The 13,836-nt window shown below is 68.2% G+C and carries 16 protein-coding genes; 11 read left to right on the top strand and 5 right to left on the bottom strand.

Annotation, left to right across the window (positions count from 1 at the left end; translation table 11 throughout):
• Positions 1 to 9: 9 nt before the first annotated feature.
• Positions 10 to 486, top strand: coding sequence for a hypothetical protein (locus HMPREF2581_RS19830; protein ID WP_003138434.1), 477 nt, complete (start codon positions 10 to 12; stop codon positions 484 to 486).
• On the opposite strand, the gene HMPREF2581_RS19835 is transcribed toward HMPREF2581_RS19830, so the two are convergent.
• Both HMPREF2581_RS19835 and HMPREF2581_RS19840 read right to left on the bottom strand, forming a co-directional pair.
• Positions 467 to 1,027, bottom strand: coding sequence for a nitroreductase family protein (locus HMPREF2581_RS19835; RefSeq protein ID WP_003109199.1), 561 nt, complete (start codon positions 1,025 to 1,027; stop codon positions 467 to 469). The genes HMPREF2581_RS19830 and HMPREF2581_RS19835 overlap by 20 nt on opposite strands.
• Positions 1,028 to 1,091: 64 nt before the next feature.
• Positions 1,092 to 1,463: a YkgJ family cysteine cluster protein gene (locus HMPREF2581_RS19840; protein WP_003114826.1), complete on the bottom strand. Its 372-nt coding sequence runs from the start codon at positions 1,461 to 1,463 to the stop codon at positions 1,092 to 1,094.
• A gap of 157 nt (positions 1,464 to 1,620) precedes the next feature.
• On the opposite strand from HMPREF2581_RS19840, the gene HMPREF2581_RS19845 reads away from it, so the two are divergent.
• The 5 genes from HMPREF2581_RS19845 (at position 1,621) to HMPREF2581_RS19865 (ending at position 6,659) form a co-directional block, all read left to right on the top strand.
• Positions 1,621 to 3,075, top strand: coding sequence for a TrkH family potassium uptake protein (locus tag HMPREF2581_RS19845; protein WP_003091497.1), 1,455 nt, complete (start codon positions 1,621 to 1,623; stop codon positions 3,073 to 3,075).
• A 66-nt stretch (positions 3,076 to 3,141) separates the two neighbouring features.
• Positions 3,142 to 4,287: an MlaE family ABC transporter permease gene (locus tag HMPREF2581_RS19850; protein ID WP_003116404.1), complete on the top strand. Its 1,146-nt coding sequence runs from the start codon at positions 3,142 to 3,144 to the stop codon at positions 4,285 to 4,287.
• On the top strand, positions 4,284 to 5,078 hold the full coding sequence (locus HMPREF2581_RS19855; RefSeq protein ID WP_003138431.1) for an ABC transporter ATP-binding protein: 795 nt from the start codon (positions 4,284 to 4,286) through the stop codon (positions 5,076 to 5,078). Before HMPREF2581_RS19850 ends, HMPREF2581_RS19855 begins: the two co-directional genes overlap by 4 nt.
• 1 nt (position 5,079) lies before the next feature.
• Positions 5,080 to 6,018, top strand: coding sequence for an MlaD family protein (locus tag HMPREF2581_RS19860; RefSeq protein WP_003114822.1), 939 nt, complete (start codon positions 5,080 to 5,082; stop codon positions 6,016 to 6,018).
• Positions 6,015 to 6,659, top strand: coding sequence for an ABC-type transport auxiliary lipoprotein family protein (locus HMPREF2581_RS19865; protein WP_003109195.1), 645 nt, complete (start codon positions 6,015 to 6,017; stop codon positions 6,657 to 6,659). The genes HMPREF2581_RS19860 and HMPREF2581_RS19865 overlap by 4 nt, the downstream gene beginning before the upstream one ends.
• Positions 6,660 to 6,681: 22 nt before the next feature.
• On the opposite strand, the gene HMPREF2581_RS19870 is transcribed toward HMPREF2581_RS19865, so the two are convergent.
• Positions 6,682 to 7,695, bottom strand: a complete 1,014-nt coding sequence (locus HMPREF2581_RS19870) for an AraC family transcriptional regulator (protein ID WP_003138428.1) — start codon at positions 7,693 to 7,695, stop codon at positions 6,682 to 6,684.
• A gap of 142 nt (positions 7,696 to 7,837) precedes the next feature.
• Between HMPREF2581_RS19870 and HMPREF2581_RS19875 the strand changes: the two genes are divergently transcribed.
• Both HMPREF2581_RS19875 and HMPREF2581_RS19880 read left to right on the top strand, forming a co-directional pair.
• Positions 7,838 to 8,155: an Mpo1-like protein gene (locus HMPREF2581_RS19875; RefSeq protein ID WP_003091504.1), complete on the top strand. Its 318-nt coding sequence runs from the start codon at positions 7,838 to 7,840 to the stop codon at positions 8,153 to 8,155.
• Positions 8,156 to 8,371: 216 nt separating this feature from the next.
• On the top strand, positions 8,372 to 9,763 hold the full coding sequence (locus HMPREF2581_RS19880; protein WP_003138426.1) for an adenylate/guanylate cyclase domain-containing protein: 1,392 nt from the start codon (positions 8,372 to 8,374) through the stop codon (positions 9,761 to 9,763).
• Here the strand turns inward: HMPREF2581_RS19880 and HMPREF2581_RS19885 are convergent.
• Both HMPREF2581_RS19885 and HMPREF2581_RS19890 read right to left on the bottom strand, forming a co-directional pair.
• Positions 9,753 to 10,808 (bottom strand): glycosyltransferase family 4 protein, encoded by a 1,056-nt coding sequence (locus HMPREF2581_RS19885; RefSeq protein WP_011666595.1) that lies wholly within the window; start codon positions 10,806 to 10,808, stop codon positions 9,753 to 9,755. The two genes, HMPREF2581_RS19880 and HMPREF2581_RS19885, sit on opposite strands and share 11 nt — an antisense overlap.
• Positions 10,805 to 11,617: a UDP-2,3-diacylglucosamine diphosphatase gene (locus HMPREF2581_RS19890; protein ID WP_003091510.1), complete on the bottom strand. Its 813-nt coding sequence runs from the start codon at positions 11,615 to 11,617 to the stop codon at positions 10,805 to 10,807. Before HMPREF2581_RS19890 ends, HMPREF2581_RS19885 begins: the two co-directional genes overlap by 4 nt.
• A 146-nt stretch (positions 11,618 to 11,763) precedes the next feature.
• Between HMPREF2581_RS19890 and HMPREF2581_RS19895 the strand changes: the two genes are divergently transcribed.
• From HMPREF2581_RS19895 to HMPREF2581_RS19905, 3 genes are all read left to right on the top strand, one after another.
• The gene (locus tag HMPREF2581_RS19895; RefSeq protein WP_003091511.1) at positions 11,764 to 12,528 is read left to right on the top strand and encodes a helix-turn-helix domain-containing protein; all 765 of its coding nucleotides are present in this window, start codon (positions 11,764 to 11,766) and stop codon (positions 12,526 to 12,528) included.
• Between the two features lie 64 nt (positions 12,529 to 12,592).
• Positions 12,593 to 12,928, top strand: a complete 336-nt coding sequence (locus HMPREF2581_RS19900; RefSeq protein WP_003109191.1) for a tRNA-binding protein — start codon at positions 12,593 to 12,595, stop codon at positions 12,926 to 12,928.
• Between the two features lie 9 nt (positions 12,929 to 12,937).
• Complete coding sequence (locus tag HMPREF2581_RS19905) at positions 12,938 to 13,831, top strand: DMT family transporter (protein ID WP_003138422.1); 894 nt, start codon at positions 12,938 to 12,940, stop codon at positions 13,829 to 13,831.
• Positions 13,832 to 13,836: the final 5 nt, after the last annotated feature.

The raw sequence follows: 13,836 nt of genomic DNA on the forward strand, positions 1-13,836 counted from the left end.
GCATCCGGCATGACTCTTCCCGCTTCGTTGTTCCTCGATGAACGCCCGCTCGCCCAGGCCATCGCACCGCCGGAACTTCCCGGCGACGAGCCGCAATCGCTGGTCCTGGCGGTCGAGCTGGGACAGGTCGTCCAGCAACTGCGGCAACGCTGGGCGCGCCTCGACCTGAGCCTGCCGGAGCGCGGCACCTGGCCGCTGGAGAGCTGGCGCCCGGCCTTGCACGAGGCGCTCTACGGCCTGCTCGGCGGCGCCGCGCAGGCCCGCCCGTGGCAGCGCATCACGCTGAATCCGGCGCTGGACGCGCGCCACGGCCGGCTGCGCCTGGACATCCTCGGCCAGGCGGAAGAAGGCCGGCGCTGGCTGCCGGCGGCCGTGGAAGCCGCCCGACGACTGGCCGGCTGGCAGGGCGGACGACTGCTCTGGCACGCCCAGGGCGCGTATTGGTGCGTACGCCTGCTGTTGCCGCTCAGCCCGGCCAGGCGCTGACGAAGGCCGTCGGGTCGAGTTCCGCCGGCGTGCGCAACTCGCCCATCGGCGTACCCAGGTAGACGAAGCCGATGATCCGCTCCTGCTCGCCGAGCCCCAGGCCGGCGTGCACCACCGGATCGGTGGCCATCTCGCCGGTCCGCCACATCGCCCCCAGTCCCTGGGCATAGGCGCCCAGCACCAGGCCGTGGGCAGCGCAGCCGGCGGCCAGCAGTTGCTCGCCATGCGGCACCTTCGGGTGATCCTGCAGGCAGGCGACCGCCACGACCAGCAGCGGTGCCCGCAGCGGCATGTTGCGGGCCTTGGCCAGCGCTTCCTCGGCGGCGTCCGGCTGGCGGCTCGCCAGGGCGCGGGCGTAGAGGTCGCCCAGGGCCCGGCGGCCTTCGCCTTCTACCACGATGAAGCGCCAGGGCCGCAGTTGCCCGTGGTCCGGGGCACGCAAGGCGACCCGGAACAGCCGGTCGAGCTGCTCCGGCGAGGGCGCGGGATCGCTCAGGCGGGCGTGGGAAACGCGAGTGAGCAAGGCGTCGAGAGCCTCCATGGGCGAACTCCTGTCAGAAACGAAATCGCCATTGTAGACGCAATCGCCAGGCTCACGCCCGCTCTCAGGCGACCCGTCCCGGCGCCAGGTGCGGCTGCAGCGGCGGGGTCAGCGGTGGCAGGCCGTAGGCGGCGCGCGCGGCATCGCAGGCCGGGTTGGGCTGGCCGTTGGCCCAGGCCGCCTCGAACTCGCGGCAGGTACTCGAGCGCTGCTCGTAGACGGTGCAACGAACGCCGCAACCGACCTCGCCGAGCAGCCCGACGCAGCGCGCCGGCTTGTTCTCGGTACCGCTCATGGCGACCATCTGCGGGCTGATGCGGACGGTCAGTTCGTCGGGTACGACGCCGCCTGCGGAACGGCACTCGCCCCAATAGAAAGACACACGAAAATGCGCACAGCAGGCGCCGCAGGTAAGACACGGATTGTCAGTGGACATGGTTGGCAGAACACCAGAGAAACCGGCGAGCGCCGGCGGGCGAAGCGAGATTCTAGCGATTTCGCGGCTGCTGTGAAGAGGGGCGCAGCGGCAGATTTACTCTCCGCGGACGGCTGGTAGAATGACCGGTCCGCCACCGCCCAGAGCCCCACGATCCATGGCCTTGCCGACCCTACGCATCCTCGGTTTCATCATCGGCATCTTCCTGATCACTCTGGCCGCCAGCATGCTGGTCCCGATCCTGACCATGCTCGCCTTCGACCGTACCGAAGGCATCCAGGCGTTCATCTGGTCCAGCGTCGCCACCTTCGTCACCGGCCTCGGCCTGGTCCTGCCGGGGCGTCCCGAGCATGTCCACCTGCGCCCGCGGGACATGTACATGCTCACCGTATCGAGCTGGGTGCTGGTATGCATCTTCGCCGCCCTGCCGTTCGTCCTGCAGCAGCACATCAGCTACACCGATGCCTTCTTCGAAAGCATGTCGGGGATCACCGCCACCGGCTCCACCGTGCTCAGCGGGCTGGACGACATGTCCCCGGGCATCCTCATCTGGCGCTCGCTGCTGCACTGGCTGGGCGGCATCGGCTTCATCGCCATGGCCGTGGCGATCCTGCCGATGCTGCGGATCGGCGGCATGCGCCTGTTCCAGACCGAATCCTCGGACCGCTCGGAAAAGGTCCTGCCACGCTCGCACATGGTCGCCAAGTACATCGTCGCCACCTATGTCGGCATCACCCTGCTCGGCAGCCTGGCCTTCTGGGGCGCCGGCATGAGCCCGTTCGACGCGGTCAACCACGCCATGTCGGCGATTTCCACCGGCGGTTTCTCCACCTCCGACCAATCCCTGGCCAAGTGGAAGCAGCCGGCGGTGCACTGGACCGCGGTAGTGGTGATGATCCTCGGCAGCCTGCCGTTCGCGCTCTACGTCGCCACCCTGCGCGGACACCGCAAGGCGCTGATCAAGGACCAGCAGGTCCGCGGCCTGCTCGGCCTGCTGCTGGTGACCTGGCTGCTGATGGGCACCTGGTACGCGGTAACCTCCAAGCTGCCCTGGATGGATGCCTTCCGCATCGTCGCGGTGAATGTCACCTCGGTGGTCACCACCACCGGCTTCGCCCTCGGCGACTACAGCATGTGGGGGCACTTCTCGATCATGCTGTTCTTCTACCTCGGCTTCATCGGCGGTTGCTCCGGCTCTACCGCCGGCGGCATCAAGATCTTCCGCTTCCAGGTCGCCTACACCCTGCTCAAGGCCAACCTCTACCAGTTGATCCACCCGCGCGCGGTGCTCAAGCAGAACTACAACGGCCATCGGCTGGACGAGGAAATCGTCCGCTCGATCCTGACCTTCTCGTTCTTCTTCGCCATCGTCGTCTGCCTGCTCGCCCTCTGCCTGTCGCTGATCGGCCTGGACTGGATGACCGCCCTCACCGGCGCCGCCAGCACCGTGGCCGGCGTAGGCCCGGGGATGGGCCCCATCATCGGCCCCTCGGGCAACTTCGCCAGCCTGCCGGACGCCGCCAAGTGGCTGCTGGCCGCCGGCATGCTGCTCGGCCGCCTGGAGATCATCACCGTGCTGGTCCTGCTGACCCCGGCGTTCTGGCGCCACTGAGCGCTCACGGGCCTGTCTGCAATGGCTCTACTCAGGGACTGAAAAGCCGGTGTAAGCTTCTGCACCATGACGACACAGCCGCAACCCGGCCACGTGAGCCTGGATAGCTCCACCCAGCCCGCCCGCGTCAGAGCCATAGGTGATTGGACGCTCGCCCACTACACGGCTCTGGAGCGCGAGGTGACGCGCCTGCGCAGCGAAGTGGCGGGCAACGCCAGCTTCGACCTGAGCCAACTGGGCGCCCTGGATACCGCCGGCGCCGCCCTGCTCGCCGAATTGCTCGGCGCCGAGCGCCTGGCCGACCTCGCCGAGCTGGAGCCCGGCCTGCCGCGCGAGCGCCAGGCCCTGCTGAAGACCGTCGGCCACGCCCTGCACGACTTCTGCGAGCCGGAGAAACCCAAGCCGCCGACCACCGCCATCGAACTGCTGGCTCGCATCGGTTGTGCCATGGAGACCTTCTGGCTGCACCTCAAGGCACTCCTCGGCTTCATCGGCCTGACCCTGGAGACCCTGTTCCGCAGCCTGGTCCGCCCGGCCAGTTGGCGGGTCACGCCGCTGGTGGCGAACATCGAGAAGAGCGGCCTGGACGCGGTGCCGATCATCGCCCTGCTGACCTTCCTGGTCGGCGCGGTGATCGCCTTCCTCGGCGCCACGGTGCTGGCCAACTTCGGCGCGACCATCTACACGGTCAACCTGGTGGTGTTCTCCTTCCTCCGCGAGTTCGCCGTGCTGCTCACCGCGATCCTCATGGCCGGCCGCACCGCCAGCGCCTTCACCGCGCAGATCGGTTCGATGAAGGCCAACGAGGAGATCGACGCGATCCGCGCCCTCGGCCTCAACCCCATCGAGCTGCTAGTGCTGCCGCGGGTGCTGGCGCTGCTGGTATCGCTGCCGATGCTGACCTTCGTCGGCATGCTCTGCGGCATCGTCGGCGGCATGACCGTCTGCGCCTGGACCCTGGACATCCCGCCGGCGATGTTCCTGTCGATCATGGAGGACGGAATCGGCGTACAGCATTTCCTGGTCGGTATCAGCAAGGCCCCGCTGTTCGCCTTCCTGATCGCCGTGATCGGCTGCCTGGAAGGCTTCAAGGTCAGCGGCAGCGCCCAGTCGGTGGGCGAGCACACCACCACCAGCGTGGTCCACTCGATCTTCGTGGTGATCCTGCTCGACGCCCTCGCCGCGCTGTTCTTCATGGAGATGGGCTGGTGAGCCAGGACAACCCGCAGGCGATCATCCAGGTCCGCGACCTGTGCAACCGTTTCGGCGCCCAGGCGGTCCACGAGCACCTCGACCTCGACGTCCGTCGCGGCGAGATCCTCGGCGTGGTCGGCGGCTCCGGCACCGGCAAGTCGGTGCTGCTGCGCAGTATCGTCGGCCTGCGCCGGCCGACCTCCGGCAGCGTGCGGGTGTTCGGCGAAGACCTGCTGCAACTGCCGGAGGAGCGCCGCTCCCTGGTCGAACGGCGCTTCGGCGTGCTGTTCCAGCAGGGCGCGCTGTTTTCCTCGCTTACCGTGGTGGAGAACGTCGCCCTGCCGCTGATCGAGAACGCCGGCCTGCCGCGCGCCGACGCCGAGCACCTGGCCCAGGTCAAGCTGGCCCTGGCCGGGCTACCGGCCAACGCCGGCGACAAGTATCCGGCCTCGCTTTCCGGCGGCATGATCAAGCGCGCCGCCCTGGCCCGCGCCCTGGTGCTGGACCCGGACATCCTGTTCCTCGACGAGCCCACCGCCGGCCTCGACCCGATCGGCGCGGCGGCCTTCGACAACCTGATCCGTACCCTGCGCGACGCCCTCGGCCTGACGGTGTTCCTGGTCACCCATGACCTGGACACCCTGTACACCATCTGCGACCGGGTCGCCGTGCTGTCGCAGAAGAAGGTCCTGGTGGTCGATACCCTGGAACGGGTCGCCGCCACCGACGACCCCTGGGTCCGCGAATACTTCCACGGGCCGCGCGGGCGCGCCGCCCACCAAGCCGCCGCCGTGCCGGAGAATCACTGAGATGGAAACCCGAGCCCACCATGTGTTGATCGGCCTGTTCAGCGTGATCGTGATCGGCGCCGCCCTGCTCTTCGGCCTGTGGCTGGCCAAGTCCGGCTCGGAGGGCAAGTTCAACTACTACGACATCGTCTTCAACGAAGCGGTCAGCGGCCTTTCCCAGGGCAGCTCGGTGCAGTACAGCGGGATCAAGGTCGGCGACGTGGCCTTCCTCCGCCTCGATCCGAAGGACCCGCGCAAGGTCTGGGCACGCATCCGCGTGGTGGCCAGCGCGCCGATCAAGCAGGACACCACCGCCAAGCTGGCGCTCACCGGGATCACCGGCACCTCGATCATCCAGCTCAGCAGCGGCACGCCCGCCAGCCCGATGCTGGAGGGCAAGGACGGGAAGATCCCGGTGATCGTCGCCACGCCCTCGCCGCTGACCCAGTTGCTGAGCAACGGCGAAGACCTGATGGGCAACATCAACCAGCTCATCGCGCGCTTCAGCAACCTGCTCTCCGAGGAAAACACAGCGCGCATCAGCCGCACCCTCGACCATCTCGACCAGGCCACCGGCGCGCTCTCCGCCGAGCGCGAGAACGTCAGCGCGGTGATGCAGCAGTTGGCCCAGGCGAGCAGGCAGGCCAACGCCGCGCTGGCCCAGGCCAGCGAGTTGATGCGCAGCGCCAACGGCCTGCTCAACGAGCAAGGCAAGGGGATGCTGGAAAACGCCAACAAGACCATGGCTTCGCTGGAGCGCACCAGCGCCACCCTCGACCAGTTGATCAGCGAGAATCGCCACTCGCTGGACGGCGGCATCCAGGGACTCGCCGAGCTGGGCCCGGCGGTCAGCGAACTGCGCGATACCCTGGCGGCACTGCGCGGAATCAGCCGGCGCCTGGAAGAGAACCCGGCGAACTACCTGCTGGGCCGGGAAAAAACCAAGGAGTTCACCCCATGAGGCTCGCCCTTCGCCCGCTGCGTCGCCTGTCCCTGGCCGCCGGCCTGGCCGCGCTCGCCACCCTCGGCGCCTGCTCGATCCTGCCGGAAGCGCAGGTCCTCCAGGTCTACCTGCTACCGGTGCACAACCCTCCGGCCAGCGCCGCCGCGCGGCCGGTCGACTGGTCGCTGCGGATCGCCCGGCCGCGTACCAGCCTGGTGCTGGAGAGCCCGCGCATCGCAGTGCGCCCGCACGGCGACGAAATCAGCGTGTACCAGGGCGCGCGCTGGAGCGATCCGGCACCGTCGCTGCTGCGTGACCGTCTGATGCAGGCGTTCCAGGCCGACGGCCGGGTCCGCGGCCTGAGCAGCGACGACAGCAACCTGCAGGCCGATTTCGAACTGGGCGGCGACCTTCGCGCCTTCCAGACCGAGTACCCGAACGGCCAGGCCAGCGCGCTGATCCGCTACGACGCGCGCCTGGTGCGTACCGACGACAAGCGCGTGGTCGCCAGCCGGCGTTTCGAGGTCAGCCAGCCGGTGGATGGCAAGAAGGTCGCGGCGGTGGTCAGCGCCTTCGGCAAGGCCGGCGATACGCTGTCGGCCCAGGTTCTCGACTGGACCCTGCGCCAGGCCTCGGCGCAACCCGCCGTGCAGCCCTGAAGCGTCCCGCCTGGCCTGGCGACTAGCCCGGGCGCCCCTGGCGGCGCGCCCGGTATTCGTTGGGCGTGCAGCCGAACCAGCGGCGGAATGCCCGGAAGAAATTGCTCGGATCGGCGAAACCCAGCAGATAGGCGACTTCCAGCAAGGTCAGGCCGGGCTGCTGGAGATACTGATCGGCCATATCCCGACGTGTGTCGTCGAGCAGTTGCTGGTAGCTGGTGCCCTCCTCCTGGAGGCGTCGTTGCAAGGTGCGCTGCGACAGGTGCAGTGCCTGGGCCACCCGTTCGCGCTTGGGTTCTCCCTGCGGCAACAGCCGGCACAGGGTCTGCCGGGCCAGATGGGTGATGCGGCTGGTGCTGAAACGCGCCAGGTATTCGCCGGCGAAGCGATCGTGCAACTGGGCCAGCGCCTCGTTGGCCGAGGGTAGCGGCGTCTCGAGGTCGACGCGGGAAAACACCAGCGCGAACTCCTCGGCGTGAAAGCGCAGCGGCGCGCGGAACAGCTCGGCATAGGGTGCCAGCGGCTCGCGGGGCGCGCCGGGCAGTTCCACCGCCAGCGGGTCCAGCGGCCGGCCGGTGATCCAGCGGACCATGTCCACCAGGTAGGCCAGCGAGCATTCGGCACTCTGCGGCGGCGCCGGCAGGCGATCACCATGCACCGTGACGCCGAGTCGATAGCCCTGCGGCGTGCGGCAGAAAGTCAGGTCGGAGGCTTCCGCGATGATCCGCTGGTAGCGTTCCAGGCGCGCGAAGCCTTCCGCCAGGTTGCGGCTCGACATCAGCGCATAGCCGACGACGTGGAAAGCCGGGCGCCGGACCCGGGCGATGTTCAGGGCGATCGCCGGGTTGCCGCTGAGCGCCACCGCACGCTGCCACAGACGGCTCATCGCATCCTGCGGGAAGCGCGCGTCGGGGTCCTGCAGGGCCTGGTAGTCGAGGCCCAGCTCGGCGAACAGCTGGCGTCCGTCGAGGCCTTCCAGCTCCAGGGCGAGGACGATGCCCTGGACCCAGCTGGACAAGGTTGTACGTTCCGGCATCGGTCTCTTCTTGTTCTGGCGGGAGGCACGCCGACCGTCGACCGGCCTGGCGGCCCAAGGATACTAAACTGGCCCTGTATGTCATCCGCGACATCGTGCGGCCCGCACTACACTGCGCGGACACAACGAGAGGAGGCATTCCATGAGCAGCCCTGACGACGAGCGTTTCCACAGTTTCGCCGAGTTCTACCCCTACTACCTGCAGGAACACAGCAATGCGGTGTGCCGCCGCCTGCACTACGTCGGCAGCCTGCTGGTGCTGGCGGTGCTGTTCCTCGCCGTGGCCAGCCAGCAGTGGCTATGGCTGCTGGCGCTGCCGCTGGTCGGCTATGGCTTCGCCTGGGTCGGCCACTTCGTCTTCGAGAAGAACCGCCCGGCCACCTTCAAGTACCCGCTGTGGTCGTTCATGGGCGACTGGGTGATGCTCAAGGACGCTTTCACCGGCCGCATCCGCTTCTGACCCATCCGCGCGACTGGCCCCCGGGCCGGTCGCTCCCCCGGGACGACCGTCGGTCCCGGATCGGCGCGCTTTCCTGAACTATCGATCAGCTGTCACTGGCCGCCGCGCAAACGCTTGGTTAAGATTCCGCCAGCAACCTGGCCACCCGCCATTCCCCAGGCGGAAAGCTCACGAGGCCGAGCCGGGACGAAAATACACAGGGATCCTCTCCAGCGCATGAAGCCTACCCTCCCCGACCGCTCGCCGACGAGCCGGTCCGTCGCGTCCATGCGTGAATACTATTCGCGCGTGCTGGCCTATATCGCCTGTGGCGCCAGCATCGCGGCGGGAACCTACACCCAGTATTTCAGCTACGGCATCCTCTGGATGGTGCCCTATGCGCTGCTCTACCCGCACCTGGCGTACCACCTCGGCCAGCGCTTCCGCCAGCACGACCCGCGCAAGGTGACCCGCGCCCTGCTCGCGGTCGACGCCGTGCACTGTGGCCTGGGCATGGCGCTGCTCGGCTTCTCCGTGGTGCCCAGCCTGATGTTCCTGCTGGTGCTGAGCTTCACCGCGCTGGTCATCGGCGGCCTGCGCCTGCTCGGCATGGCCCTGCTGGTATCGGCCAGCAGCGCCCTGCTGGTCGCCGTGCTCGTCGCCCCGCCGCTGCTGGGCAATACCTCGGTCGAGGTGGCCGCGGTCAGCATCCTGTTCTGCGGACTGTACATCTGCATCACCGCCTTCTTCGGCCACCAGCAGGGCCTGCGCCTGGCCCAGGTGCGCCAGGAGATCGCCCGCGAGCAGGAAAAGGCCGCGCGGCTCGCGCGCAACCTGGCCAAGTACCTGTCGCCGCAGGTCTGGGAAATGATCTTCAGCGGCAAGAAGAGCGTGCGCCTGGAAACCCAGCGCAAGAAGCTCACCGTGTTCTTCTCCGACATCCGCGGCTTCACCGAGCTATCCGAGGAGCTGGAAGCCGAGGCCCTGACCGACCTGCTCAACAACTACCTCAACGAGATGTCGAAGATCGCCCTCAAGTACGGCGGCACCATCGACAAGTTCGTCGGCGACTGCGTCATGGTGTTCTTCGGCGACCCCAGCACCCAGGGCGCGAAGAAGGACGCGGTGGCTGCGGTATCGATGGGCATCGCCATGCGCAAGCACATGAAGGTGCTGCGCCAGCAGTGGCGGGCCCAGGGCATCACCAAGCCGCTGGAAATCCGCATGGGCATCAACACCGGCTATTGCACGGTGGGTAACTTCGGCGCCGACACGCGCATGGACTACACCATCATCGGCCGCGAGGTGAACCTCGCCAGCCGCCTGGAAAGCGCCTCGGAAGCCGGCGAAATCCTCATTTCCCACGAGACCTACTCGCTGATCAAGGACGTGATCATGTGCCGCGACAAGGGCCAGATCGCGGTCAAGGGCTTCAGCCGCCCGGTGCAGATCTACCAGGTGGTGGACTCGCGCCGCGACCTCGGCGCCGCGCCCAGCTACGTCGAGCACGAATTGCCCGGCTTCTCCATGTACCTGGACACCAACAACATCCAGAACTACGACAAGGAACGGGTCATCCAGGCCCTGCAACAGGCCGCCGAGCGCCTACGCGACAAGGTCATCCTCTGAGTTCGTCGAGCGCCGCCGGCAGTTCGTCGCGCCATTCCGGCGCAGTCCGCGGACCGCTCGCCTGCAGCGCCAGGAACTCCTCCGCCGAAACCCGCCAGGACTGCTCCCGCGCCCAGCGCCCGCAGGCCTGGCGATCCAGCGCCAGCGCCTGGCGGCAGGCTTCGCCAAGATCCTCGTGCATGACCCCGGTCACGCCCTGCTGCAATACATCCAGCGGCCCCGGCACGGCGAAGGCCGCCACCGGCACGCCGCAGGCCAGGGCTTCGAGCATCACCAGGCCATAGGTATCGGTCAGCGAGGGAAACACCAGCACCGAGGCCGCCCGGTAGGCGTCGGCCAGTGCGCGGCCATGGCGGTAGCCGAGAAAACGCGCCTGTGGATAGCGCTGCTCCAGCGCCGCCCGCTGCGGGCCGTCGCCCACCAGCCATTTTTCGCCCGGCAGTTCGAGATCGAGGAACGCCTCCAGGTTCTTTTCCGTCGCCAGCCGCCCGACATACAGGAACACCGGCGGCCGCTCTTCCGCCGGGGTTGTCTCGGCGGGATGGAACAGTTCGGTATCGACGCCCTTGCGCCACAGCCGCAGGTGCTGGAAGCGCCAGGCGCAGAACTCGTCGCGCAGGCGCGGGGTGCTCACCAGCACCGCCCGGCTCGGCCGATGGAAGGCGCGCAGGAAGGCATAGCCCCAGGACAGCGGCAGCCACGGACAGCGGTCACGCAGGTATTCGGGAAAACGCGTATGGATCGCCGAGGTGAAGTCCAGGCCGCGCTTGCCCAGCCAGCGCCGCGCGGCCCAGCCGAGCGGCCCCTCGGTGGCCAGGTGCACGGCATCCGGGGCGAAGGCCTCGATCAGCCCGCCGAGGCGCCAGAGATTCCAGGCCAGGGGGATTTCCGGATAGCTGGGACAGGGCAGGCAGCGAAAGTCGGCGGGCGACAGCACCCGTACCTGGTGGCCCAGCAGTTCCAGCTCGCGCTGCAGGGCCAGCAGGCTGGTGACGACTCCGTTGACTTGCGGTAACCAGGCGTCGCTGACGATCAATAGCCTCATGCCGCCGGCTCGACCGCCGCGGCCTGCGCCGCCAGCCGCGCCTGCTCCTCGGCCAGGCGGTAGAGCTGGATGCTGCCGTCCCAATGTTCGATCAGCGCCGTGCAGGATTCTACCCAGTCGCCGCAGTTGAGGTAATCGACGCCCTCGATGCGGCGGATCTCGGCATGGTGGATGTGCCCGCAGACCACCCCGTCGAGCCCGCGCTTGTGGCACTCGTGGGCGATGGCTTCCTCGAAGTCGCTGATGAAGTTCACCGCGGTCTTGACCTTGTGCTTGAGGTACGCCGACAGCGACCAGTAGCCGTAGCCCCAGCGCCGCCGCCAGTGGTTCAGCCAACGGTTGAGGAGCAGGGTGAACTCGTAGGCGGAATCGCCGAGGAACGCCAGCCAGCGGTGGTAGCGGGTGATCACGTCGAACTGGTCGCCGTGTATCACCAGCAGCTTGCGGCCGTCGGCGGTACTGTGCACCGCCTCGTCGACCAGGCGGATGTTGCCGAGGATCAGGCTCGAATAGCGGCGCAGGAATTCGTCATGGTTGCCGGTGACGTAGATCACCTCGGTGCCGCGCTTGCTCAGGGTGAGCAGGCGGCGGATCACGTTGGTGTGCGCCTGCGGCCAGTAGATGCCGCCGCGCAGCTTCCAGCCGTCGATGATGTCGCCCACCAGGTAGATGCGATCGGCGTGGTAGCGCTTGAGGAACGCCGCCAGGTGTTCGGCCTGGCAATCCCGCGTCCCCAGGTGGACATCCGAGATCCACAGGGTCCGAACCCGCTGCTTGCGGTTCGAGGTGAAGCGTTGCGCGGTGCTCATCGGCGGGTCTCCGACGGTGTTTTTCCGATCTTGGACGGCGCCGGTGAAACGACTGTGACAGGCCGGCGACCGTTGCGTGACAGGGCGCGACTGTCTGTCGCCGGCGCCAGCGGGTAGACTGGGCGCCTGCCTCCGGGAGCTTCGCCATGGGTTCGATCCTTTCCCTGCGCCACTACAGCCACGACCAGATCGTCCACAGCCATGACCATGCCCAATTGGTCCTGGGCCTCAGCGGCTGCCTCGAGTTCGAGGTCGAGGGGCGCGGCAGCCGCGTGTTGCGGCAGACCTTCGCGGTGGTGCCGGCGCAAGCCCGGCATGCCTGCTCGAGTCCCGCCGGCAGCCGCTGCCTGGTCCTCGACCTGCCCTGCGACGGCAGCCTGCTGCTGGGCCTGGGCGAACACGCCGAAGCCGGCAGGCGGCTGTTCGAGCGACCGCAGGCGCTGTCGCTGACACCCGCCCAGGGCCAACTGGTGAACTGGCTGGCCAGCGGCCCGATCAACGACCCGGTGATCGCCCACCAGGGCGCCGGCCTGCTCCTCGCCAGCCTGGCCAGCGAGCGCCAGCCGCCGCGCCAGCAGCCCCGCCTGCCACTGGCCAGCCTGGACGCCTACCTCGACCGCCATGCCGCCCATCCGCTACAGGTAGCCGACCTGGCGCGGCTGGCCGGTCTTTCGGTGGCGCGCTTCCACAGCCTGTTCCTCGCCGAGACCGGACAGACGCCCATGGACTACGCGCGCAGCCGACGCCTGCACCAGGCCCACGAACTGTTGTTGGAGAGCAGCCTGGCGGTGGGCGAGATCGCCGCCCGGGTCGGCTACGCCTCGCAGAGCGCCTTCACCGCAGCGCTGGTCCGCGAGTTCGGCGTCACCCCGCGACAACTGCGTCGCGAGTCCCGCGACAAAACCGGCTAGCCGCACGACAGACAAATCCGTCACGACTCCTTACTCTCTGCCCATCGACAGAACAGGAGTCAGCATGGACATCATCGAATGGCAGGATTTCGAACGCGTCGAACTGCGCGTCGGCACCATCCTCAGCGCCGCTCCCAACCCCAAGGCACGCAAACCCGCCTATGTCCTCGAGGTCGACCTCGGACCGCTCGGCCTGCGCACCTCCAGCGCGCAACTGACCGCACACTACCAGGCCGAGCAACTGGTCGGACGCCAGGTCCTCTGCGTCTGCAACTTCGCTCCGAAGCAGATCGCCGGGGTGCGCTCGGAGGTCCTGGTCACCGGGGTCTACGATAGCGAGGACAAGGTGGTCCTGGCCGGCTTCGACAAGCCCCTGCCCAACGGTGCGCGCCTGGCCTGAAGGATCCCCATGAATCGACGTTCCGCCCTCGCCGCCCTGCACGGCGGCGCCCTCCTCTTCGGCCTGACCGGGGTGTTCGGCAAGCTGGCCAGCGCCTCCCCCGGGGTGATCGTGTTCGGTCGCGCGCTGTTCGCGGTGCTCGCCCTCGGCCTCTTCGCCCGCCTCGCGGGCCAGGCCTGGCGCGCCCTGGGACCCGCGCAATGGCTGCGCCTGGCGCTCTGCGGCCTGCTCCTGGCCGGGCACTGGGTGAGTTTCTTCATCGCCGTGAAGACCGCCGGCGTGGCCATCGCCACCCTCGGCTTCGCCAGCTTCCCGGCCTTCACGGTAATCCTCGAAGGGCTGCTCTTCCGCGAGCGCATTCATCTCGCGGAAGGACTGCTGGTAGTCCTGGTCAGCCTTGGCCTGGTGCTGGTCACGCCGAACTTCGACCTCGCCAGCGGCGCCACCCTCGGCCTGCTCTGGGCGATCCTTTCCGGCCTGCTGTTCGCCCTGCTGTCGCTGGCCAACCGCAGCAACAGCGGGCAGGTCGGCCCGGTGCAGGCGGCGCTCTGGCAGAACCTGGTAGTCGCCCTGTGCCTGCTGCCATTCGCGGTCGGCGAACTACCGGCGCTACCCGCTCTCGACTGGCTCTGGCTGGCCCTGCTGGGCGTCTTCTGCACCGGCCTGGCGCACAGCCTGTTCGTGGCCAGCCTGGCGGTGGTCAAGGCCCGCACCGCGGCACTGGTATTCTCCCTGGAGCCGGTCTACGGGATCGCCTTCGCCTGGCTGTTGTTCCATGAGACGCCGGGGCCGCGGATGTTCCTCGGCGGCGCCCTGATCGTCCTCGCCATCGTGCTGTCGGCGCGACTCGGCGCCAGGAACCGGCCGGTCCCGGACAACGGCTTGTCCGCTAACCGGGGCTGAACCCG

The sequence above is a fragment of the Pseudomonas sp. HMSC057H01 genome (assembly GCF_001836405.1).
Lineage (GTDB): Bacteria > Pseudomonadota > Gammaproteobacteria > Pseudomonadales > Pseudomonadaceae > Pseudomonas > Pseudomonas aeruginosa.

Bases quoted from the DNA above. Each gene is read 5' to 3' on its own strand.
- HMPREF2581_RS19845 (WP_003091497.1), top strand. From the start codon at position 1,621: ATGGCCTTGCCGACCCTACGCATCCTCGGTTTCATCATCGGCATCTTC.
- HMPREF2581_RS19880 (WP_003138426.1), top strand. From the start codon at position 8,372: ATGAAGCCTACCCTCCCCGACCGCTCGCCGACGAGCCGGTCCGTCGCG.
- HMPREF2581_RS19830 (WP_003138434.1), top strand. From the start codon at position 10: ATGACTCTTCCCGCTTCGTTGTTCCTCGATGAACGCCCGCTCGCCCAG.
- HMPREF2581_RS19850 (WP_003116404.1), top strand. From the start codon at position 3,142: ATGACGACACAGCCGCAACCCGGCCACGTGAGCCTGGATAGCTCCACC.
- HMPREF2581_RS19890 (WP_003091510.1), bottom strand. From the start codon at position 11,617: ATGAGCACCGCGCAACGCTTCACCTCGAACCGCAAGCAGCGGGTTCGG.
- HMPREF2581_RS19885 (WP_011666595.1), bottom strand. From the start codon at position 10,808: ATGAGGCTATTGATCGTCAGCGACGCCTGGTTACCGCAAGTCAACGGA.
- HMPREF2581_RS19835 (WP_003109199.1), bottom strand. From the start codon at position 1,027: ATGGAGGCTCTCGACGCCTTGCTCACTCGCGTTTCCCACGCCCGCCTG.
- HMPREF2581_RS19905 (WP_003138422.1), top strand. From the start codon at position 12,938: ATGAATCGACGTTCCGCCCTCGCCGCCCTGCACGGCGGCGCCCTCCTC.
- HMPREF2581_RS19870 (WP_003138428.1), bottom strand. From the start codon at position 7,695: ATGCCGGAACGTACAACCTTGTCCAGCTGGGTCCAGGGCATCGTCCTC.
- HMPREF2581_RS19895 (WP_003091511.1), top strand. From the start codon at position 11,764: ATGGGTTCGATCCTTTCCCTGCGCCACTACAGCCACGACCAGATCGTC.
- HMPREF2581_RS19840 (WP_003114826.1), bottom strand. From the start codon at position 1,463: ATGTCCACTGACAATCCGTGTCTTACCTGCGGCGCCTGCTGTGCGCAT.
- HMPREF2581_RS19860 (WP_003114822.1), top strand. From the start codon at position 5,080: ATGGAAACCCGAGCCCACCATGTGTTGATCGGCCTGTTCAGCGTGATC.
- HMPREF2581_RS19875 (WP_003091504.1), top strand. From the start codon at position 7,838: ATGAGCAGCCCTGACGACGAGCGTTTCCACAGTTTCGCCGAGTTCTAC.
- HMPREF2581_RS19900 (WP_003109191.1), top strand. From the start codon at position 12,593: ATGGACATCATCGAATGGCAGGATTTCGAACGCGTCGAACTGCGCGTC.
- HMPREF2581_RS19865 (WP_003109195.1), top strand. From the start codon at position 6,015: ATGAGGCTCGCCCTTCGCCCGCTGCGTCGCCTGTCCCTGGCCGCCGGC.